At 48.1% G+C, this 24047-nt stretch carries 16 protein-coding genes; all 16 read left to right on the top strand.

Features of this window, described 5'->3' with window-relative positions; all coding sequences use genetic code 11:
* Positions 1 to 422 precede the first annotated feature (422 nt).
* The 16 genes from NEV57_RS11005 to NEV57_RS10930 all read left to right on the top strand — a co-directional run bounded on the left by NEV57_RS11005 (position 423) and on the right by NEV57_RS10930 (position 23991).
* Entirely contained in the window at positions 423 to 548 is a 126-nt protein-coding gene (locus NEV57_RS11005; protein ID WP_257658375.1) for a hypothetical protein, read from the top strand.
* Positions 549 to 668: 120 nt separating this feature from the next.
* Complete coding sequence (locus NEV57_RS11000) at positions 669 to 3791, top strand: SusC/RagA family TonB-linked outer membrane protein (RefSeq protein ID WP_257658374.1); 3123 nt, start codon at positions 669 to 671, stop codon at positions 3789 to 3791.
* A gap of 10 nt (positions 3792 to 3801) precedes the next feature.
* Positions 3802 to 5157 (top strand): RagB/SusD family nutrient uptake outer membrane protein, encoded by a 1356-nt coding sequence (locus tag NEV57_RS10995; RefSeq protein ID WP_257658373.1) that lies wholly within the window; start codon positions 3802 to 3804, stop codon positions 5155 to 5157.
* An 11-nt stretch (positions 5158 to 5168) separates the two neighbouring features.
* Positions 5169 to 6557: a DoxX family protein gene (locus tag NEV57_RS10990; RefSeq protein ID WP_257658372.1), complete on the top strand. Its 1389-nt coding sequence runs from the start codon at positions 5169 to 5171 to the stop codon at positions 6555 to 6557.
* A gap of 28 nt (positions 6558 to 6585) precedes the next feature.
* Positions 6586 to 8220: a hypothetical protein gene (locus tag NEV57_RS10985; RefSeq protein WP_257658371.1), complete on the top strand. Its 1635-nt coding sequence runs from the start codon at positions 6586 to 6588 to the stop codon at positions 8218 to 8220.
* Between the two features lie 117 nt (positions 8221 to 8337).
* Positions 8338 to 9507, top strand: a complete 1170-nt coding sequence (locus NEV57_RS10980) for a methionine aminotransferase (RefSeq protein WP_257658370.1) — start codon at positions 8338 to 8340, stop codon at positions 9505 to 9507.
* The gene (locus tag NEV57_RS10975) at positions 9500 to 10426 is read left to right on the top strand and encodes a TIGR01777 family oxidoreductase (protein ID WP_257658369.1); all 927 of its coding nucleotides are present in this window, start codon (positions 9500 to 9502) and stop codon (positions 10424 to 10426) included. Before NEV57_RS10980 ends, NEV57_RS10975 begins: the two co-directional genes overlap by 8 nt.
* Positions 10423 to 11838, top strand: coding sequence for a phytoene desaturase family protein (locus tag NEV57_RS10970; RefSeq protein ID WP_257658368.1), 1416 nt, complete (start codon positions 10423 to 10425; stop codon positions 11836 to 11838). The genes NEV57_RS10975 and NEV57_RS10970 overlap by 4 nt, the downstream gene beginning before the upstream one ends.
* Before the next feature lie 476 nt (positions 11839 to 12314).
* Positions 12315 to 15398: a SusC/RagA family TonB-linked outer membrane protein gene (locus tag NEV57_RS10965; protein ID WP_257658367.1), complete on the top strand. Its 3084-nt coding sequence runs from the start codon at positions 12315 to 12317 to the stop codon at positions 15396 to 15398.
* Between the two features lie 17 nt (positions 15399 to 15415).
* Positions 15416 to 16768 carry a RagB/SusD family nutrient uptake outer membrane protein gene (locus NEV57_RS10960; RefSeq protein ID WP_257658366.1) on the top strand — a complete coding sequence of 451 codons (1353 nt, stop codon included), beginning with the start codon at positions 15416 to 15418 and terminating at the stop codon, positions 16766 to 16768.
* Between the two features lie 6 nt (positions 16769 to 16774).
* Entirely contained in the window at positions 16775 to 18091 is a 1317-nt protein-coding gene (locus tag NEV57_RS10955) for a DoxX family protein (RefSeq protein ID WP_257658365.1), read from the top strand.
* 8 nt (positions 18092 to 18099) lie between these two features.
* Positions 18100 to 19446, top strand: a complete 1347-nt coding sequence (locus NEV57_RS10950; protein WP_257658364.1) for a DoxX family protein — start codon at positions 18100 to 18102, stop codon at positions 19444 to 19446.
* Positions 19447 to 19573: 127 nt separating this feature from the next.
* Positions 19574 to 19945, top strand: a complete 372-nt coding sequence (locus tag NEV57_RS10945; RefSeq protein ID WP_257658363.1) for a helix-turn-helix domain-containing protein — start codon at positions 19574 to 19576, stop codon at positions 19943 to 19945.
* An 88-nt stretch (positions 19946 to 20033) separates the two neighbouring features.
* Positions 20034 to 21593, top strand: a complete 1560-nt coding sequence (locus NEV57_RS10940; protein ID WP_257658362.1) for a sulfatase family protein — start codon at positions 20034 to 20036, stop codon at positions 21591 to 21593.
* Position 21594: 1 nt separating this feature from the next.
* Entirely contained in the window at positions 21595 to 22701 is a 1107-nt protein-coding gene (locus tag NEV57_RS10935; RefSeq protein WP_257658361.1) for a formylglycine-generating enzyme family protein, read from the top strand.
* Between the two features lie 42 nt (positions 22702 to 22743).
* On the top strand, positions 22744 to 23991 hold the full coding sequence (locus NEV57_RS10930; RefSeq protein ID WP_257658360.1) for a YeiH family protein: 1248 nt from the start codon (positions 22744 to 22746) through the stop codon (positions 23989 to 23991).
* Positions 23992 to 24047 lie beyond the last annotated feature (56 nt).

Here is a 24047-nt window from a genome sequence, read left to right as displayed (position 1 = left end):
CGTCAGTCCCGGAATCCGGTGATGGACCCCGGCATTGTGCATACCTGCGGTAACCCGGGGGTGTCCGGCACCCGGATCATAACATATCCCGTCCTTTAAAACTGAGGTCCATGCGGATGCCGCAGGGCACCGCTCCCGGCGAAGACAATACCGGAGCGGCCGTGCCGGTCTAACCTTTGCGGTCCTTACCCGGCCTGGTTATCCCGGGTTTGAACCGGGGCTTGAAGCCAGGCGATCCAAGGACTCTCCCTAAAGACAATTTATCCTATTTCATTTATTTTAAGCATAATTTATGACCTGAACAAGCATGTTTTGTGCATAAAAAAGTCTACTTAATTAGTATACATTTGCGCTGTGCTATTGAAACACAATTCGTTGTGTTTTGATTATTACTTGATTTTAACACGCTATACTAGTTAACAATGGACGAACAACAACTTATTAAGCAGGTATTTTCTTTACTGCGGTTCCTGACTGCGCCTAATCTGTCATGCGGCCGGAAAAACCCCTTTGCTTACTCCATGCAGGTGGCCATGTGCTGCCGGTAGTCGGCACACGGCTACCGGACCTTCTCTTTTTTGAATATGTGTCCAGCTACCTGGCTTTGCGCATTTTACAGCTAAATCCAGCAGCCGGTTGGTTTACTGAATATATTAAGAACATAAGCAATGGCTATCTATATCAACAAACGAATACCTTATTTAACTTTATTTATTTTTGGCAGTCTACTCCCTTGTTTCCTGCTTTTGTGTATCACGGTGCTGTCAGCCAATGCACAGGAAACTACCCCACTGATAAATTCGACATTAGACGGTCTGGTCGTAGATGCGGTTACGAAGGAGCCGCTTGCCGGCGCTTCACTGCAGTTACAGGGCGTTACCCATAGTACGAAAACAAATAGCCGGGGTCGGTTTCAATTTATAACGGGCCAGCAGTTTCCCTATACCATCATTGTGAGTTTTATTGGCTATAAATCCAGGTCCGTTGTCGCTGATGGCAGTCCGATAACCATTGAATTGGAGCCGGATGCCACCGGACTCGATGAAGTGGTGGTGGTAGGATACGGAACACAACGGCGGAGGGACCTTATCGGATCCGTGGCCAAAATAGCCGCGGAAGATATCTCGGCTATTCCGGTCGCCGGCTTTGATGCCCAACTGCAGGGAACGGCTGCTGGATTGCAGGTCAACTCCCAGTCGGGTGTTCCGGGGGACGCAGTGGTGGTACGGGTGCGCGGTGCGTCCTCGATCAACGCAAGTGCCGATCCACTTTATATTATTGACGGCGTATTTGTAAATAATGAAAGCTTATCGTCCGTTGATCTGGGTGGTAAAGCAACATCTCCCATTTCAGACATCAATCCCTCCGACATTGAAAGTATTGAGGTATTGAAAGATGCAAGTGCAACCGCGATCTATGGATCGAGGGGGGCTAATGGGGTCATTATTATCACCACAAAGCGAGGTAATTATGAACAACCGGCTACGATCACCTTCAATACATTACAGGGGATCGCCTGGGCCGATCAAAACAGGCTTTGGAAACAGACCACAGGACCTGAGCATGCCCTGCTGGTCAATGAAGCGTGGATTAATTCGGGCATTGACAATCCAACATTGAATCAAACCTATGAAAACCGTCCTTTCCGGCCTGTGAACGAGCTGATCAACGGCGTGCCCGGCCTGAGGCTTCCCGAGGAACAGAAAACGTACGATAGGATAAGTGATATTTTCAAAACCGCACAGCTGCAGAACTACGATTTAGCGGTGCAGGGTGGAGGCACAGTTACACGCTATTACCTGGGAGCCAATTATACTTCGCAGGAAGCTAATCTGCGTCCTGCACATTTTCAGAGGGGGAGTTTCAAGGTGAACCTGGACCAGAAAGTAAGTGATCATTTTATTGTGGGGACCAGTAATACCCTATCTTATTCGCACCGTAACCAGGTACGCGCCGGCACTGGTCCGGGCACGGGGATATTCCAGGCAGCCCTCCACACGCCCACATACCAACCCAAGAATAATCCGGACGGTACACCGTTCAGACAGGCGTTTGAGAATACGGATTTGCTGCTGACGGATGTGTCAGTACAAACGGCATCCTTGCGCTACATTGGTAATGTATACGGGGAAGTCAATTTTGCCGACTATTTTACGTTAAGAACAAGCTGGAGCGCGGATTACAACAATTACGATGAAAGCGAATACAATACCGACAAAACATTAAGAGGCGCCGCCGGCGGGCTTGCCATCTCTGCGATTACGCAAAACAGTACGTGGATCAATGAGCAGACGTTAACTTATCGAAGGACGTTTTCGGATGACCATCATATTGGGGCCTTGCTGGGCAATACGTTCCAAAGTAATATCCTGAAATTTACACAGGCCCAGGGTACAGGTTTTCCCAATAGCAACTATACGCAGATCAGTGCGGCAAGTGTAGTAACCGCTGAACAGGGGTGGACGAAGGTGAACCTGGCTTCATTCTTTGCCCGGGTGGATTATAATTACCGGAATAAGTATTATATCGAAGGATCCTTACGCGCGGATGGCTCCTCAAAATTCGGTGCCAATAACCGATGGGGCTATTTCCCTTCAGTGGGCGTATCATGGCGACTTAAGGAAGAGGCTTTTCTAAGGGATGTCAACGCAATAAGCGATATTAAACTCCGCGCGAGCCTGGGAATCCTGGGGAACCAGAACGGGATCAATAATTTTGCAGCCCTTGGATTATGGTCCGGCGGCGCCAACTACCTGGCGGTCCCCGGCGGAACGGACCAGTCCGGAACACGTCCGTCACAGCTTGCCAATCCCGATTTACGATGGGAGAAAACGAGACAGTTTGATGCGGGGCTGGACCTTGGTTTCCTGAACAACCGCCTGGCGCTTACCGTAGATTATTACAATAAGTATACGACGGATTTATTGTTGCCCCTGCCGATTGAAGCGATTTCGGGCTTTTCGAGCTATTATGCGAATAGTGGCGAGATTAGCAATAAGGGTGTTGAGTTCTCTATTTTATCAACTAATATCGCCACTTCAAAACTGCGGTGGACGACACAATTCAACTTTACCAGGAACTGGAACCGCGTGGAACAACTGGATTTCCCGCTGGTCTATGGCTCCCGCGATATGGCCCGGAATGAAGCCGGTTATCCATTATATTCTTTCTGGCTGTATAAACAGCTTTATGTGGACCCGCAAACAGGCGCCGCGGTATTTGAAGACGTAAATGGCGATGGGAACATTACCGTGGCTGATCGACAGCTGCTGGGGGATGCAAACCCGAAGTTTTTTGGTGGTCTGACTAACAATATCACCTTTGGTGCTTTTGATTTTAATGTGCTGTTTACTTATCAGTATGGCAATAAGGTGGTCAGCTTTGATCGAATCCTGATGGAAGGTGGGGGCACCAAAGGCGGCAATCGCTCCATCCTGGCCTATAACCTGAACCGTTGGCAACAACCAGGGGATGTGACTGATGTTCCAAGGGCAACCAGTGTAGGTAATAATTACGGTATTGAGCAAAGCAGCCGCTTTTTGGAGGATGGGTCTTTTATCCGTTTAAAGACGTTGATGGTAGGATACACGCTTCCGGGGAATGCAGCGGCCAAATTAGGACTTAAAGCGCTACGGCTGTATGCAGTGGGCTCTAATCTTTGGCTGCTGACCAATTACCTCGGCCCCGATCCCGAATCGGTACATACCGCCGATCAGAATGCCCGCGGGATAGATGTGGGAACGGCACCCCAACCCATTTCATTTCAACTCGGTATCAATCTTAAATTCTAATTAGGTAAAGATGAAAGCAACAATCATACGAAACACCTACAACCTTATGATGCTGGCAATTTTTTCGCTGGCGTCCTGCGAAACCTTTTTGGATGTGCAACCCCGCGATGAAGCATCGGATGAAGTGACAATCGTAGACCTCGGCTCGGCCGAGACGGCACTGAACGGCGCTTATCGGTCGCTGGCGAGTAATGGCTATTATGGTACTACGTTCCAGTTCGCGATTTACCTGCAGGGAGGTGAACTGGCTTGGGGGGATTCCCGGACGGTAAACAGGGAGTTTATACAGCATGACGTCCGCTCCGATAATGAAGAGGTGGAAAGCGCCTGGGTTGCGATTTATAACACCATCAATCAGGCCAATCACATCATTGCAAAAGTGCCCATACTTCCGGATCAGCTGATTGATGGTGCATCGCGCAACCGCATACTCGGTGAGGCTTATTTTATCCGTGCGTTAGCTTATTTCGACCTGGCCCGTACCTGGGGAGGGGTGCAGTTGGTGCTTACTCCTACGGAATCGGTGGACGACACCAAAGGGATAAGCCGAAGCTCCCTTGCGGAAACGTATGCCCAGGTGCTTCGTGACCTGGACGAGGCGGAAAGCCGCCTGCCGACTGGCGTTAACCGGGTCCGGGCGACGAAGAATACCGTTTGGGCACTGAAAGCCCGGTTTTATTTATACCAGCAAGACTGGGAGCAGGCGGAGTTCTATGCCAGCGCGTTGATAGAAGACCCGAATTATACGTTGATGAAGCCCTATAGCAGTTGGTTCGCCAATAATGTGGTGGGATCCCGGGAGTCGGTCTTTGAGACTGCTTACAGTAATAATAATACCAATGGTCACCGGAATAATTGGCAGCCTCCGGTTAATGGCGGGGTCCGTCGCTGGTTTCCGACAGATGAATTCATATCACAGGTTACTGATCCGGCTATTGGTGGGGGCAGAAAGGCACTTGTTGCGCAGACCAGTTCGGGCATCTGGTATGGGAATTTATATTACCGCAATCCACCCGTTGATCCGTCATATGTAATCCGTATCGCAGAACTATACCTGATCCGTGCCGAAGCACGGGCAAATTTGGGAGGATCAAGGTTGGTCGGTGCGCTGGAAGACCTGAATACCATACGTGATCGTGCGGAGCTCAAGCCCGATAGCGCGTCGACAAAAGAAACCCTGTTGCTGGCGATCGAAAATGAACGTCGGTTTGAGTTTGCCTTTGAGCCCCATCGGTGGTTTGACCTGGTGCGGACGGGACGGGCGGATGAAGTACTCAATTTAACCGACCCGGATAAATATGTGCTGCCAATACCGATTGGCCAGATACTTATCGATCCGGCGCTTGAACAGAATCATGGTTATTAATAATGAATGTTATGGCATTTTCATTGGAACAAACCACCGTCGTATCCTGGAATCACCGGGAGAAAGTGATTTTTCGGTTTATCTTTAGCTATTTAATGCTACAGGCCGTGCCGCTGGACTGGAAGTATTACCAGCATGTGCTTTCCATCAACTGGCTGCAGTTGCAGTTCGCTGATATTTTCAATATCAGCAGGTATACCCCACAGTTTTTACATCACATTAAATCCGTGGATTTCTGGGGATTGAATACATTGCTGGATTGGCTCTTCCTTGTGATTATTGCCGGTGCATTGACCTGGATATGGTCATGGATCGCGCAAAAAAAAGGATTGAAGTGGAATTACGATCGTTTGTATTATGTGTTGCGGGTTGTGCTGCGATACCGGCTGGCTATCGGTGTAATCGCCTATGGGTTGATCAAGGTCTTCCCGCTCCAGGCGCCCAATCCGTCTTTGAGTAATTTCAATACGAATTACGGTGATTTGTCGGCCTGGAAAATTTTTTCATTAAGCCTGGGCATAGCCCCCTCTTTTGAGGTGTTTTTGGGAAGCCTTGAAGTGCTGGGCGGACTCTTGCTGCTATACCGCCGGACAACGGCTATCGGCGCCTTTCTGATCCTTGTTTTCCAAGGCAATGTATTCCTGTCAAACCTGGCATACGAAGGTGGCGAAGCGATTTATAGTTTGTATTTGCTGCAGATGGCTGCTTTTCTGCTGCTGCACGATATACGCCGTATCATTCTTGTATTTTCCCTGGCTAAACCGGCGCAGCCGGACAAGTACCGACCCGTTTATGCTCATGCGTGGCAGCAAAAATTGCGGATTGGACTGAAATCGGCTTTTGTTTTCTTTTTTGTGGGCCTTGCTGGATACAAAGCTTATGCGGTATACACGGAGGGTTCATACCAGTACCCTGAAACGCCGGGCCTGACCAATGCCCGTGGTTTATATAACGTTCGTGAATTCCGATTCAACGGCCGGGAAATTCCTTATGATAAAAAAGATACTGTCCGCTGGCAGAATGTGGTGTTTGAAGAATGGTCTACACTGAGTATTAAAACGGCCGCAACGATCCAGCCCTGGCATGCCACAAGCGAAGTATTTCATCGCGATGACCGGGATCGACTATATGAATTGGGGGGTACTGCAAGCCGGCATTATTATCATTATCGTATTGATAGTGCGGCGCATGTGCTATATCTGGAAAATAAAAACCCGCATTATGCGGGCGATCAATTCGTGCTGCATTATGAACGTCCTGATGCATATACGCTCGTTGTTTCCGGAACGACGGCTGCGGGTGATTCGGTAACCGCGGTGCTCGATCGTCTGGATAAAAAATACCTTCGAGAGGAACTTCAGCGGACTGGCGGAAGACGGGGAAATGAATTGATTTTGTAGTTCTTATTGCATACTTAAACATTGCGTTATGTCAGAAGAAAAAACAATCCGGCAACCGGAAACAACGAATCCAGCAGTGTCCATACCAGCAGGTGATGTGCCATCCCAGCCGCGTGCATGGACCGCCTTTCAAAAGTTTGCTTTTCGGGTCGGTTTTATTTACATCGTGCTGCTGATAGTGCCTCCGGGCGTGTTTTCGATACCGCCGGATTTTAGTTGGTTTCGATTATGGATTGATACGGATTGGACCAGCCTGCATTACCGTGACCTGTATGATATTGCCCGCTTTAACCCGTCGTTCCCATGGCTTACCCAATGGCTGGGAATTCCGAGGTTAGTCGGGCATGCAATCTGGGTAACGTTGCTGGCGATAGCTTCGGCTGGCGCATTAATATGGACATTGATCGATCGAAAAGCCAGGGACTACAATACGTTGTACTATTGGGCATTGGTAATGGCCCGTTACCGGGCGGGCATTGGTATTATTGGTTTTGGCTTTACCAAATTGCTCCCTGTTCAGATGCCGTATCCTTCTGAAGGATTGCTGAATACGGATTTCGGTGATTTTTCGGGTCAGAAAATCTATTGGATGTCTATCGGTATTGTGCCTTGGTACCAAGTGTTTGCAGGTATCGTTGAAGTGCTTGCGGGTACGCTGCTGTTTTTTAGACAGACCATCGTTTTCGGTGCTGCTTTACTTTTCGGTGCTCTGGGCAGTATTACTTGGGTAAATCACGCATATGATGGTGGTGTACAGGGGTATGCGTTCTATTTTGTATTGCTGGGCTTGTATATTTTTGGTTATTACGCGCCTAGAATACATCGGCTGTTTATCCTGCAGCAGTATACCGTTCCTGTTGATTACTGGCCTACATTTCCTAAGCGCTGGCAAAAAGGGCTCCGCTATGGATTGAAGGCCTTTGTCATCTTTCTGTTCCTCGGGGTGCTCTTTTACCTGCAGCTGCTGGACTTTCTGTACGATCCCTATAAGCAGCCTTCGACACCCGGGGTAAAGGCTCTTCGCGGATACTACGATGTTTCGGAGTTTAGGGTTAACGGTGAGGAAATCCCTTATTCTCCCCTTGATACCGTGCGGTGGCAGGAGGCGATTTTTGAGAAGTGGACTACCCTAGCCTACAAGGTAAACAAGCCCACCAGACTGAGTCTGTCTAACGGGGGTGGTAACCCCATCATGGATTTGGAGCGGAATTTTGAAATCACCGGTACGGCTGGTGGGAGGCGGGTATTCCATTATTATGCCGACACGACAACGCAAACGTTATACCTACAGGATAAAGTCCCGGTTGGTGGCGACTCCGATGAGCGTGGCGTGCCGGCAAGTACTGCCCGGCAGGCGGCAGTGACATCCGGCCTGTCCGCCGGAGACTGGATTGATGAAACAGCGTGGGAACACATCGGTGATGAACGTACCAAGATTCACCCACGGGGAATTAACACCCGAAGGAACCGCGGATTTGCAAAGGGGCCACGTCCACTGACACGGCATAAAATGGTCCTGCATTATGAGGAAACTGCCGACGGACAGCAGGTGGTGCTGACCGGGACGAATGAACACCGGGACTCCCTGTATATTGTGTTGGACCGCGTAGAGCGAAACTACCTGTTATCCGGAAGTTCGCTGGAAGCCGGACAGTATGATTAATAGACTGGTAAAATGCTAATCATCGAAAGTGATACTGTCCTTAGCCTACGTTTGGTATATTTGTGGTCACCCAATGCATACTTGCCCCTGGCATCGGGGGCAATATAACTTAGTTTGATGAATTCATTTCCCCAATTTAATCCAAAGCTTCCGGCTGTTGGCATCAGTATATTTTCCAGGATGTCGGCGCTCGCCCAGCGATACGGGGCTATTAATCTTTCTCAGGGCTTTCCTGATTTCGATTGTTCGCCGAAATTGATTGGTCTGGTTGAGAATTATATGCGTAAGGGGTATAACCAATATGCCCCGATGCCGGGCGTACTTTCGCTGCGTGAGCGCATAGCGGAAAAAATAGCGCATACATACGGGTTGACCGTTGACCCGACGGAAGAGATAACCATAACGGCCGGCGGCACGCAGGCACTCTTTGATGCTATAGCAACGGTGGTTAATTTTGGTGATGAAGTAATCGTTTTTGACCCGGCTTATGACGCTTATGCTCCTACTGTGCAATTGTTTGGCGGTGTGGTACGTTATATTACCTTACTGGCCCCTGATTTTGCGATTGACTGGCAGCAAGTAGCACGTTGCATTACCGAGAAAACAAAGCTGATCATTATCAACTCCCCGGGTAACCCGAGTTCGAAATTGCTGACGGACGTTGATTTTAATAAATTGTCGAACCTAATACAGGGAACCGGCATTTTTGTTTTAAGCGACGAAGTATACGCAGACATCGTATATGACGGGCGTAGGTTTTCCAGCGTATTGCAATACCCTGCACTGCGGGACCGGAGTTTTGTGATCGGATCGTTCGGAAAGCTTTTCCACGTAACCGGATGGAAAGCGGGATATGCTGTGGCCCCTTCGTGGCTGACCGATGCATTTAGAAAAGTACATCAGTTCAACGTTTTCAGTGTAAATACCCCTGTACAGCACGCACTGGCGGATTTCCTTGACGATCAATCGGAATATGAACAATTGCCAGCTTTCTTTCAGGAAAAGCGTGATTTTTTGCGCGCGGCAGTGGAAGGAACGGGTTTCCGTCTCTTGCCCTGTGAAGGCACTTATTTTCAGTTAATTGATTATTCCGCACTGAGTGAGCAGGAAGAGGAGGGTTTCAGTGAACGGTTAACCAGGGAGTTTGGGTTGGCAACGATTCCGGTGGTGGCTTTCTATACGGATCCCATTAACCAACGGTTATTGCGCTTATGTTTTGCTAAGTCGACGCAGACACTGGAAGCTGCAGCTGAAAAGCTACGGAAAATAGACATGTTTTATGGCTAAAATAATCATAGCTGGTGGGACCGGCTGGCTTGGGTCAGCGATTATCCGGTATTATTTGAATGCGGCGCATGAACTTGTTGTATTAACAAGGACAGCAAGGCCAGCACGTGATGGCGTGCGTTACGTTCGCTGGGATGGTTGCTCGCTGGGCGATTGGTACAAGGAACTGGATGGTGCCGATACAGTGATTAACCTATCGGGCGAATCCATCAATCGCCGATTGACAACAGCTAACAAAGATCGGATATGGCGCTCCCGGATCGACACGACAATGGTGATCGGCGAAGCGATACAGCAGGTTTTGGTTCCGCCGAAGTTATGGATCAACGCTTCTGGAATTTCGATTTATGAATCGTCAGATGTTATCCGGAACGAAGGAGATGAGCCGCAGGGAGAGGACTTCCTTGCGCGGGTGACCCAGCAATGGGAAAAGGCGCTTCACGCCAGGCATACGCCGAATACACGCAATGTATGGCTGAGAATCAGTGCTGTGTTGTTTGCTGATGGAGGCATGTTGAAACCGTTGGTCCGTTTGGTTCGTCTGGGACTTGGCGGGCGTATTGGCAACGGTAACCAGTATGTTTCGTGGATTCATGAAACCGACTTTGTCCGGGTAGTGGACTGGATTATTAACCATCACGATATCTATGGTGTCATCCATGCCTGTAGTCCAAATCCGGTTCCGAACAGGGAATTGATGAAGGCATTGCGCCACGCATTAAAGATGCCATTTGGACTGTCCAATTATACTTGGGCTACAAAGATCGGTGGCTTGCTTATCTGTGTGGATGCAGAATTGATACTGTCCGGTCGGCGAATCGTTTCCCATAAGCTTCCGGCGGGAGGTTTTGTTTTTGATTACCCTGAAATTAATGCAGCAATCCGTAACTTAGTTGTCAAAAGCAAAACACATAAATGAAGTATGACGCGATAATAGTTGGGTCCGGTCCCAATGGACTTTCGGCTGCTATTACCCTGCAACGCGCCGGGCTTCAGGTCCTGTTATTGGAAGCCAGGGACACGATCGGTGGTGGTACGCGGACGGCCGAACTGACCCTGCCGGGGTTCTTTCATGACGTTTGCTCGGCTGTACATCCAATGGGTGCCGCCTCTCCATTTTTCCGTACATTACCTTTGCATGAGTTTGGCTTGGAATACCTGTATCCAGAAGTATTGGCAGCACACCCGTTTGACGATGGCTCCGCCGCGGCGCTTTATCAATCGATAGCTGATACCGCCGCTGGTTTGGGTGAAGATGGCCCGGCCTATCGTCGCCTTTTTGATTCATTGGTGGAAGACTGGCCACGGATTGAAGCACATATTCTTGGACCGATGTTGAAATGGCCGAAAGATCCATTTGCATTGGCGGAGTTTGGGTTGAAGTCATTGCAATCGGGGAAGCAGATTGCCGCCCGTTTTAAAACCAGACACTTAAGAGGTTTATGGTCGGGTATCGTTGCCCACAGCATGATTCCATTGGAATCACTCACATCATCGGCTATTGGATTTGTGCTTACCATAGCGGGTCACCGTGGCGGATGGCCGATTCCCAAGGGCGGATCACAACGTATTGCGAACGCCTTGGCGGCTTATTTCCAGTCATTGGGCGGCGTGATCCAAACGGATACAATGGTAACAGCACTCGCGGATTTACCAGAGGCAAAAGCCATATTGTTTGATACTTCACCTAAGCAATTGATTCAAATCTGTGGAGATAGGCTGTCTTCTTTTTACCGATGGCAATTGAGGAACCACCGGTATGGGATGGGGGTATTTAAAGTAGACTGGGCATTAAGTGAACCGGTTCCTTTTGTTGCGGAACAGGCGCGAAAGGCCGGTACGGTGCACTTAGGAGGTACCTTAGCGGAAATTGCAGCGGGCGAGCGACTGGTATGGGAAGGAAAGTGCCCGGATAGACCGTTCGTGCTATTTGCCCAGCAGAGTGTCTTCGACGATACGCGGGCCCCGGCGGGTAAACACACAGGCTGGGCGTATTGCCATGTCCCCAATGGTTCTACTCAGGATATGACCGAGGCAATCACCGCCCAGGTGGAACGTTTTGCCCCGGGATTCCGGGACACGCTATTGGCCACGCATACGTTCAATACAGCCGCTATGGAAGCGTACAATCCAAATTATATTGGCGGCGATATTAACGGTGGCGTGGTAAATATTGCTCAATTGTTCAATAGACCCGCCCTCCGGTTTTCACCTTACCGAACGTCTGCAAAAGGAATTTACCTTTGTTCTGCATCGACGCCACCCGGTGGAGGCGTTCACGGCATGGGTGGTTTTTTTGCAGCCAAACAAGTATTAAAAGATCTTTTTTAATCATTTCCGACACACTACGGTGTCGTATAGCGGGGTTACGCATGTTTTCTGCATATCATAGGCATGATTTATACCTATACCGGAAAAAAACAAGTGGCTACCTTTGTCATACTGAAATAAGTAATTGTATTCTGTTTTCAAATGATTAAAAATGAACACTAAATTTACCCAAGGAGCGCTGCCTGTCGTGCAACATTCTATTTCCATTGATCTTTCCAAACCATCTCCCATGTCGGCTATGCCAATCATGTACGCCGGCAATATGTGCCGTTAACCGACACAACGATCTCCCTTTTGAAATGGCTCAATGGAGATTGAAAAGCCGTTTCAGATCACTTAATATTTAATTTTGTCGATGGGTTAAATACCCGGTTTTGATGTTGGCAGGTGGGGATGTGAATACCGGGGATTACTGTTTCTTTGCAACAGCAAAATCTATTTAAACCATAGATTATACATGATAATTAAAACGATATATGATTATTCATAAAATTCAAAGACGATATCAATGGCTGTGGATACTTTGTGGGTTTGTTGGGTTGACCTTCCCTGTTGAAACAATAGCGCAGCAAACCGTACCCTTGGTCAATTCCGTATTAGATGGCACGGTCATCGATGCGGCAACGAAAGAACCCCTTGCCGGCGCGACGATTGACATTGCTGGAATAACACACAGTACAAAAACGGATGAAAATGGAAAGTTCCGTTTCGTAACGGGACAGAAATTTCCTTACACGCTTATCGTAACCTACATCGGGTATAAAACGATCAATATAGTGGCCGACGGAAGTCCGATTACCATTGCGCTGGAGCAGGATGCCACATTATTGGAGGATGTCGTTGTTGTGGGATATGGCACCCAATCACGGCGGGATCTGGTTGGCTCGGTTTCAACGATTAAAGCGGATGAAACTAAGCAGATTCCGGTAGGAAGTTTTGATGCACAGCTGCAGGGTAAGGCTGCGGGCCTGCAGATTTCGTCAAATACGGGAGTGCCGGGTGAAGGAATTTTCATCCGCGTAAGGGGAACAACGTCAATTAACGCAAACAATGACCCATTATATATTGTTGATGGGATTTTCTTAAACAATACCAGTTTACAGACTGTCAGTACCGGAGGTAAGGAAACCTCACCTATCGCAGACATCAACCCATCAGACATCGAAAGTATCGAAGTGCTAAAGGATGCGAGTGCGACGGCTATTTATGGTGCCCGTGGTGCCAACGGAGTAGTTATTGTGACCACTAAGCGTGGTTCATTTAACACGAAACCTGTTATTGGCTTCAATGCCACCCATGGTTGGGCGCATGCCCCGAAAATATGGGACATCGCGTCTGGGCCTGAAAATGCGGCACTGCTCAATGAGTCCTGGATTAACTCGGGGATTGATAATCCCGCGCTGAATCAGACGTATGAAAACCGACCTTTCCGACCCGTGGAAGAAGGTGGACGGGGCACTCCTGAAGAACAGGAAACGTACGACCGGTTGGGAGACGTATTCCGTACCGCCCAATTGCAGAATTATGATTTGACGTTGCAGGGAGGGAACAACAGTACCCGATATTACATCGGTGCGGGATACAACAGACAGGAATCTATTATGCAGCCTGTGTATTTTGAGCGTTCGAGTTTTAAGCTTAACCTGGACCAACAAATCAGTGACCGGGTACAGATTGGCCTAAGCAATGGCGTGTCGCGCACGTTCAGGAACCAGGCCCGTGCGGGTGATGGTCCCCAGGGAGGTATGTTTCAAACCGCATTGCTGGTGGCCACGTATCTGCCAAAAAACAATCCGGATGGGACGCCGGCCAAATGGGGACCTTGGGATAACCTGGATGTACTCTTGAATAACTATGATGTAACCACGGCTAATCTTCGTTACATCGGAAATATTCACGCTGATGTTGAAATTCTTCCGGATCTGAAGTTCCGGACCAGCTTTGGTGTCGATTATAATAATTACGAAGAGGCAGAGTACTGGAATAGCCTGACACTCATCGGGGCACCACCTACTAATGGCCGCGCTACTTCGGCAATCAGCCAGAACAGTACCTGGTTGACCGAACAAACGCTTACTTATAGGAAAAATTGGGGGCAGCACCGCTTCGGGGCGCTTATCGGAAATTCGCTGCAGGGTGATATACGGAAAACGACGTCTGCTGAAGGTACCGATTTCGCCAATGATTCTTTTAAACTGATCGCTTCTGCCGCGAACCGGATCAGTAACCAGTTCTGGACACAGTCAAAGCTAGCCTCTTTCTTTTCCAGGGTTGATTATAATTATGCAGGAAAATACTATATCGAAGTGGCCGCCAGAGCCGATGGGTCATCTCGTTTCGGGGGGAATAATAAATGGGGGTATTTCCCGTCCGTTGGCGTTTCCTGGCGAGCAAAAGCGGAGTCTTTTCTCGCAGATGTCGACGTGATTGATGATTTGAAATTGCGGGCGAGCTACGGTCTGGCTGGTAATCAAAACATTGGTGACTTTGCAGCGCGGGGCTTGTGGTCGGGAGGGGCGGGATATCCCGATATCGTGGGTGGCGGCGACAAACCGGGTACTGCACCGCAGCAACTGGCTAACCGGGATTTGAAATGGGAGCGTACCCGGCAGGTGAACGTGGGATTGGACATCAGTCTGCTGCGGCAACGACTCAACATCGAATTTAACCTTTATCATAAACATACCAAGGATGCATTGCTGCAGTTGCCGCTGCCTTCCACCACCGGATTTGGTTCATATTATAGTAATGAAGGGGAGATTATTAATAAAGGCTACGAGATCGGTATCCAGGCGGTGAACATACGCCACGAAAATTTCCAATGGCAAACGAGCTTTAACCTGTCGGGTAACACCAACCATATCAAAAAGCTGAATGCACCTATCAATGTCTATAGCCGCGACTGGATCCGGATGCAGGAGGGCTACCCGATGTACTCCTTCTGGTTGTATAATCAGTTATATGTGGATCCCAGTACCGGGGATGCTGTGTTTGAAGATGTAAACGGAGATGGACAAATTACTGTGGCTGATCGCCAGATTATGGGAAACGCATTACCTGATTTTTACGGCGGAATTACCAATAATTTCACGTACAGATCGTGGGATCTCGGTGTGCTTTTTACCTTCCAATACGGCAATGATGTATATAATATGAATGAGTTCTTCGATATGGCGGGCGGTACGCGTCCCGACCGCTTCGCAATCGCCAATTCGACCAAACGGTGGCAGAAACCGGGCGATGTGACTGATGTTCCCCGATTTACTACCGTGGGTAATAATTACCGCCTTGAGCAAAACAGCCGGCTGCTGGAAGACGGTTCATTTCTGCGCCTGCAATCCCTGACCCTGGGATACACGCTCCCCAATCGGATAGCGGAACGGATAAAGTCCAAATCCCTTCGGGTTTATTTGGTTGGGTCCAACCTTTGGTTGCTGACGCGCTATTCTGGATTGGATCCCGAATCGAATGTTTCCAACGGACAGAATGTCCAGGGACTGGATTTCGGTACACCTCCACAGCCACGTACAATACAGCTCGGCATTCAGTTATCTATTTGATTTAAAAGCTCAATAAGATGAATATAAAACTTTTTTTATGCTATATACCGGCTTTATTAGCCGCGCTTTCCTGTAATTCGTTTCTGGAAGTAGAACCACAGCAATCTATTTCAGATGAAGCAACAATCACCAACAGCACTTCTGCGGAAACGGCTGTCAGGGGCATGTATCGCGCTTTGGCCGCTGAAAATTATTATGGAACCACTTTTCAGTCGATTGGATATTTATCAGGGGATAACATCGAATGGACAGGTTCCCGAGCAACCGCCGGCCAGTTTGTCAATCATGATGTGCGTGCAGATAATGAATCCGTAGCTGCAGTTTGGTCAGCCATTTACAACACAATTAACCGGACGAATCACATTATCGATAAAGTTGCCGTTTTGCCGCTGGAACCGACGTTTACCCAGGAGAAAAAAAATCAGTTGTTGGGTGAAGCATATTTCGTCAGGGCATTGGCGTATTTCGATCTGGCCCGGTTATGGGGCGGTGTACCACTTTACCTTAACCCAACGTCCACATCAACAGACAACCGCGGCCTCCCGAGGAGCAGTGTTGAAGAAACGTTTGCTCAGGTACTGCGCGATTTAGATGAAGCAGAAATATTACTACCCGAAACAACAAACCGCATCAGGGCGACACGGAAAACCGCCTGGGCATTGAAAGCACGTTACTATCTCTATCAAAAAAATTGGGAGCAGGTCGAAGATTACGCAACAAGGATAATCGACGATGAAGCAAATTACAGGTTGTTGCAACCTTACGGCGCATTCTTTATGAATGATGCAGTGGCTACCGCAGAGTCAGTCTTTGAATTAGCTTACAGTGCCACCAATACCAACGGCCATCGGGGCAACTGGCAGCCGCCACAGCTTGGCGGCACAAGGCAGTGGGCCCCCAATGCCGAATTTGTAACGTTGGTAACTAACCCGGCCATTGGCGGTAACCGGTCGGTGTTGGTCGACCGGACATCCGACGGACGGTGGTACGGTAATCTGTATTACCGAAGTCCGGCCACTGACCCCGCGTATATAATCCGTATCGCCGAATTGTACCTGATCCGTGCCGAAGCACGCGCCCAGCAGGGAGGGGCGAAACTTGAAGGCGCACAGCTTGACCTCCAAGCCGTACGCAGCCGCGCTGGACTGGTTTCCTCCGGCACAGCTACCCAGAACGGACTTTTACTGGCTATTGAAAATGAACGCCGGATAGAGTTTGCTTTTGAGCCGCACCGATGGTTTGATTTAATCAGAACCGGCCGGGCGGCTGAGGTATTGGGATTAACGGATAGCCGACGATATGTACTGCCGATTCCTGCGGACCAGATCTTGGTAGATCGTGCATTGATACAAAATGACGGATATAACTAATCAGCGATGAATACAGGGGAAATACCAAAGAATAGTACCGGGTGGAATAGTAGTGTAAACATCCTTTTCCGGTTATGCTTCGTTTTCTTTTCGTTGCATATTTTGCTCTTCGCGCTAAATTTCCTCATTGGAATTTTTACACTTTCAGGTCAAGGGCTACATTTCCTGACGTTCTTCCAGCTGGCCAATCAGGCTTCCTATCTGGAGGTGTGTTTGCTGTTAGCCGTGCTGGTCACTGCTGTGTGGAGTTATTATAAACATGATACGGCATATTACCGGGCGCTTGATTACTGGATCCGGGTGATCGTCCGTTACCGGCTAGCTATCGGGATGTTTGCCTATGGTTGGATCAAGTTATTCCCATTGCAGATGCCTGCGCCTACACTCAGTGACCTGAACACGGCTTATGGTGATTTTCTGCCTTGGAAAATCTACTGGCTGACTACCGGCGCAGCATCTGGAGGCTATGAATCGGCTTTGGGGGCGTTGGAAATTATCGCCGGGGGACTTTTATTGTTTCGCAGAACCACGTCATTCGGTGCGTTGCTCGCACTATTGATGCTGACCAACGCACTAGGTGTTAATATAGCCTATCAAACGGGTCAGTACACGTTTTGTTTATTGCTCATTCTAGCCGCTATTTTTTTAATTGCACCGGATATCCCTCGCCTATACCGATTGTTGGTACTCGAACAACCCGCACGCGCAAGGAGAAATCCGGTTCCGGTGCGTGGACGCAGTCTCCGGATTACAAATGGACTCCGGATGATCGTTGTCTTCGGTATGACGGGCTATGCATACCTGGTATATATGGCCTACTTGCGGGGACCGTATTTGCTCCCGGAGGGAAATGGAGCGAATGAATTATATGGTTATTACGAGGTAACTGATTTTGAATGGAATGGTACCCTTGTCCCGTATTCATTAACGGATCGAAACCGGTGGCAGAATGTCGTCTTTGAAAAATGGCCTACCGTAAGTGTAAAGCGTGCTGCTGCGGTGCCGATGGATTGGACGAAGCAGGACTTTGGTACAACCGGGGATCTGGATCGGAATTACGAAGCTGCCGGAACAGTGGGGAGACATTATTTTCATTATACGGCAGATACCATACACCATGTGCTGCATCTTCAAAATAAAAACATACATCAACGCAATGAAAGGTGGGACCTCCGGTATGTTGTCGATTCCGATGGTGGGTTAACATTGGCAGGCACAGAAGCCAGCGGAGATTCGGTACGGATGACGTTAAGAAAGGTTAACCGACGATACTTATTATGGGAGGGCAGGCGCCAGCCCATTCAGCTTTCGGTTTTTAATTGATAGTGATCATGACTGTACATCCCAATACCCCCAAACCCTGGAGCGTTGCCGAACGGTTTCTTTTCAGGGTTGCCGGCTGTTTTTTTCTGACAATGTGTATTCCACTCAGCTGGAATTACTATCGTCATTTATTTTTGCTGGATTGGTCAAACTTGAATTACCGTGATATTACCAACCTGGGTAGGTTCAGTCCCAATTTACTGAACATCCAAACTGAAAGCGGGCGATGGGGGTTTGCCAGCTATAGCGACTGGGGGATTATCCTGCTGGGGTCACTTATTGGTGCCGCGTTATGGTCGTTAGCTGACAGGCGTCAATCCTATCACAAACTCTACTACTGGTTGCGTGTAATCGTACGGTACCGTATTGCCATCGGAATGATCGAATTCGGATTTGTAAAAGTCTTTCTTATCCAGATGCCGTTTCCCCCCATTGCGACACTTCACATCAATTTCGGCGACTTTACTGCTCAGAAACTATACTGGCTCTCCGTGGGAATTGTGCCAAGTTATCAGGTCTTTTTGGGGTTGGTGGAAGTTACCGCCGGGTTTTTGCTGTTTTTTAGGAAAACAGCTTTTCTTGGCGCCTTTCTGACACTTTGTGCTTCTGCCAACATTGTTTATATCAATCATGCCTATGATGGCGGGGTACATGTATACAGTGCTTATTTTGTGCTATTGGCTTTGTTTTTATTGTGGAGGGATATTCCACGTATTGGCAAGCTGCTGGTTTACGAGCAGGATATCACTCCATTGAATTATTATCCAAAGTACTCAGGGATAATACAAAAAACGATGCGAGTACTAACTAAATCAATGTTTATCCTGGTGTTTGTGGTACTGCTGGCAATTCTCCATTGGCGTAATTACAATAGTGTCAACCGGAATATGAAATTGCCGGTTGAGCCGGGTCTGGCGGAGACGGCAGGATATTATGAGGTAACAGCGTTTAATTGGAAGGGAAGTTTTATTCCACCCTCACCGTTCGATTCCATTCGTTGGCAGGACGCTATTTTTGAAACCTATTCCACGTTATCTTTTAAAATAAACCAACCAATTCCTATTAATTTGTCAAACGGGGTGCCACGGAACAACGGTTTATTGAGCGACTGGGAGTTTTCCGGGAGAGGGGGTGGCAGACGATTTTATTATTATGAAGTTGATACGATTGAAAACGTACTTCAATTGCAAGATAAACAGCAGCTGACCAGTCCACCATCTATCTACCTTGCTTATGAGCACCCGAATGATTCGACAATTGTCTTACGGAATAAATCCGCCAATTCGGATTTACGCTATATCCAGTTAACCAAGATTTTTAAACGATATCCGTTAATCGAAAAAGATGATTATTAAATTGTTGATTATTAGTGTATTTGTTTCAGAATAAAAAAGTCTACTAAAATAGTATACTTTAATGAATAATATTATCTTTGTGCAGTGTATGTATTTAAATGAGTGCAGAACCGGTTGAAGTTATCCGATGGAACAGTCCAGTATTTTGGTGCGTATTAAAGAACTCCGTAAGCATAGGGGGTGGTCTCAGTCCGAGATGGCTGAACGGCTTAACGTTGCCCTGAAAACCTACCAGAACCTTGAAAGCGGAATAACACGGATTGATATTGAACGATTGGGTCAGGTCGCATCCATATTGGGTGTCGAACTGATTGACTTACTGGGGTATCAGCCCAAACCCGAGGCGTATATTGATCGTTTCATTAACGAAGAAAAAGCGTTGTACCATAAAATAATCCAGGATAAAGAAGCATACATTAAACGGCTGGAAGAAAATCTAAAAGTGTATCAGGATATATTGCAACGTAGTTCAGACGACTCCGGGAATATTTTCCAATGAGCTGAATGCGTTAATCGACAGCTGCATTGACGATATAGCGATTCTCTCTTAAAACTTGTAACTTAGCATTTCAGTAAACCTATTTACGATGAAATATATGTTATTATATCGCTGGGTATTTGCTGCGATTATATTGACCGCATGCAATGGTACGACGGATTCTTCACGTCAGGGAAATGCCAAGCAACCCAATATTCTCTTTATTTTTTCAGATGACCACACCAATAACGCGATCGGTGCGTACGGCAATGCCTTGGCAAAAACACCTAATATTGACAGAATAGCCGCAGAGGGGGCGCTATTCCGCAATTTCTTTGTAACTAATTCGATCTGTGGACCAAGCCGCGCGTCATTGTTGACGGGCAAATACAGTCACGCCAATGGCTTTATGTCCAATGAACAACGGTTTAATATTGATCAATTTGTCTTTTCGCGGCTGCTGCAGGAGACTGGATATCAGACTGCTTGGATAGGTAAATGGCACCTGGGTACCCTGCCCGGGGATGCATTTGATTATTGGAATATTCTTCCCGGTCAGGGTTTTTATTTCAATCCGGATTTCATAAATAACAATAACGACACCATCAGGCATGAGGGCTACGTAACCGATATTATCACGCAGCTGGCTTCCGGTTGGCTGGACCAGCGGGATAAGGATAAACCATTTTTTATGGTTGTTGGCGAAAAAGCAACACACCGTGAATGGTTGCCGGATATCCAGGACCTTGGTACGTATGACAGTGTGGAATTTCCCTTGCCCGAAACGTTCTATGACGATTACCGTACACGGCAGGCCGCCGCTAACCAGGATATGACAATCGATGAGACCATGCGGCTGGATATTGACCTTAAGGTCAACCTTGATTTTGAAAAAACGTTGATATACAGCCGGATGAATGCCGATCAGAAAGCGGCTTATAAGACATATTATACGGATAGGGTAAGTAAAGAGTTTAACGACAAGCAATTATCGGGAAAGGCATTGACGGCATGGAAATTCCAGCGTTACATGCGGGATTACCTAGCAACGGCAAACTCACTTGACCGGAATATCGGCAGGTTGCTCGACTACCTGAAAGCGCATGGACTAGCCGAGAATACCATTGTTATCTATGGATCCGACCAGGGATTCTATCTCGGCGAACATGGCTGGTTTGACAAACGCTTTATTTATGAACAATCGTTGCGTACACCGTTTGTTATGCGTTACCCAGGGGTGGTTGCCGCCGGGACGTCCATCGATCAATTTGTACTGAATATTGACCTTGCTCCAACATTGCTGGAGCTTGCCGGTGCAGCCGTCCCCAAAGAAATTCAGGGGCAATCATTTCTTCCAATATTACGGGACGGAAATACTGCCGGTCGCGATGCGGTATATTATCATTATTATGAGTACCCCGAGCCACATCGGGTAATGCCTCATTTTGGTGTTCGTACGAAGCAATATAAGTTAGTCCGTTTTTATGGAGAAAAGAATTTCTGGGAATTATTCGACCTCGAAAATGATCCCAATGAGTTAACCAATCTATATGGGTCTGATAAATATGAAGCGACGATTATGGAGTTGAAAGAAAAATTGAAAGAGTTGATTACACAGTACGAAGATACCGATGCGGCACGTATACTTGCCGAAGAAACAGCGCGATAATATGAAAAGAAAGATAGACTGGATTGGGTTGGGCATTGTGGTAGTGATTGTCGCCTCGTGCAATCAGGCAAAAAATACAAATTCACACAATGAAACTATACGGAGCGCAGATAGCGTAACCACCTGTGTTGCGCATGGTATCCCGTCACGTGCGGCCGCTATTGCCGAATCAACAGCTTCCCATAACTTTCTTGGTGCAGACAACGCACCGATGGTCTACATTAAAGGTGGAACATTCGGTATGGGGTCTGCTCAATTTGCCGATGCTCATCCCGTTCATGATGTGACGGTTGATGGGTTCTGGATGGATGAACATGAAGTAACGAACGCACAGTTTGCCCGTTTTGTGGCAGCTACAGGGTATCAAACCATTGCTGAGCGTCCGTTGGATCCTAAAGATTTCCCAAATGTGCCATTGGATGCGCTGCAGCCCGGATCGGCTGTTTTTACGCCACCCCAGCAGCAGGTAAACCTGCAGAACCATTTACAATGGTGGGAATACGTGGCGGGTGCAAACTGGCGGCATCCGGAAGGCCCGGGCAGCAGCATTGAAGGGCGTGAAAATGAACCTGTAGTTCACATCGCTTACCAGGATGCCCAGGCTTTTGCAAAATGGGCCGGAAAGCGACTTCCCACAGAAGCAGAATGGGAACTTGCTGCCCGGGGCGGTCAGGCTGCCAGCACCTATTATTGGGGTAATGAGCTAAAACCCGGCGGAAAATGGGTAGCCAATGTTTACCAAGGAGATTTTCCTACCAGGAATACGGCTGAGGACGGCTATGAAGGGTTGGCTCCGGTAAAGTCGTACGCACCCAATGCCTTTGGACTGTACGACATGGACGGAAACGTATGGGAGTGGTGTGCAGATTATTACCGACCGGATTATTATGCAAATAGCCCGAAAGAAAATCCCAAGGGCCCTGCAGATAGCTACGACCCCATGGAACCCGGAGCGGTAAAGCGGGTACAGCGCGGCGGATCGTTCCTTTGCAATGCACAGTATTGCGAGCGTTACATCGCAGGCAGCCGGGGAAAAGGAGAAATCAGCAGCGGTAGTAATAACCTGGGGTTTAGGTGTGTAAGTGACGATCCGCCCCCGGGCAGTTAATGGTCAACCAGTCTGATTCGAACCTGATTTAATCGTATTCATATGTCATCTTTCAAGCTGAATATATCCGAGGACTGGGCAGTCGTTATCCTGGGGTTTATCATTATTTTTCTTGCTGTTTGGGGATTCGTCATACCTGTTCCGCATTATGAATGGACGGACTCGGCAACGCTGCAATCGCTCTTCTCCCAAGCCAATGAACTGCATGTATTGTATCAATTTGTTTTTGCTTATATCATGGTCATTGTCGGCGCCATGATTACAGGGAAACCGATAATGCCCTATGTCCGGAGTTTTCCGGTGGTCTTTGGACTGACAATCATTGCACTGCTGTTATCGGGGAACGCCCGGCTTAGTGATCTGGGTTTAGAGACCGTTATATTCAGCCTGATCATCGGACTCATTATCGGTAATCTGTTTAAACTACCGGTTTGGTTCAAAAATGCGCTTAATGCCGAATTTTTGGTCAAGATTGGTTTAGTGCTCCTTGGCACGGGTGTCATTTTTTCCAATATACTCGAAGCCGGTTCGCTGGGACTTGTCCAATCGCTTATTGTAGTGCTGTCGGTATGGTATTTTGCCTTTTGGTTATGCAAGCGATTGAAGGTTGATGAAGAATTAACCATGATGATTTCCAGCGCCGTTTCGATATGTGGGGTTTCCGCAGCCATTGCTACTTCCGGCGCAATCAAAGGAGATTCCAAAAAGCTTTCCTATGTCGTGTCGATGGTATTGATTACCGCGATTCCGATGATGATCGGCATGCCTTATATCGCCCGGTTATTAGAACTCCCCGAAGAGGTGACCGGCGCCTGGCTGGGCGGCAGTATCGACACTACCGGTGCCGTGGTTGCTTCCGGAAGCTTGGTGGGCGAGCGGGCACTGGAAATCAGTACCATCGTTAAATTTTCCCAGAACGTTTTGCTGGGACTGGCGGCGCTTGCTATTTCCGTTTATTGGACCTATCGGGGCACACCTGTCGGTGGACATATTGAGAAGCCCGGGCTTGGCATTATCTGGGAACGGTTCCCGAAATTTGTACTCGGATTTATCGCAGCCTCGCTTTTATTTTCCTTCGCGCTGGATGCGGAAACGGTTGATCGCGTTAAAGGCAGTGTAAAGAGCATTCAGGGACTATGGTTTGCATTGGCTTTTACGAGTATCGGACTGGAGACAAATTTCCGTGATTTACTGCGGCATAACAGCGCAAAGCCATTTTGGGCATTTCTGATTGCGCAGGGGTTTAATGTCCTGGTTACGTTGGCCGTTGCCTGGTGGTTGTTTGGATAAGTTTTCGGATGAAATAGAAAAGGGGAAATGATTTTCACTTCCCCTTTTCTATGATA

Origin of the sequence: Parapedobacter lycopersici, assembly GCF_024643285.1 — a bacterium.
In the GTDB taxonomy this organism is placed as follows: domain Bacteria; phylum Bacteroidota; class Bacteroidia; order Sphingobacteriales; family Sphingobacteriaceae; genus Parapedobacter; species Parapedobacter lycopersici.
This window is presented reverse-complemented; position numbering and strand designations above follow the sequence as displayed.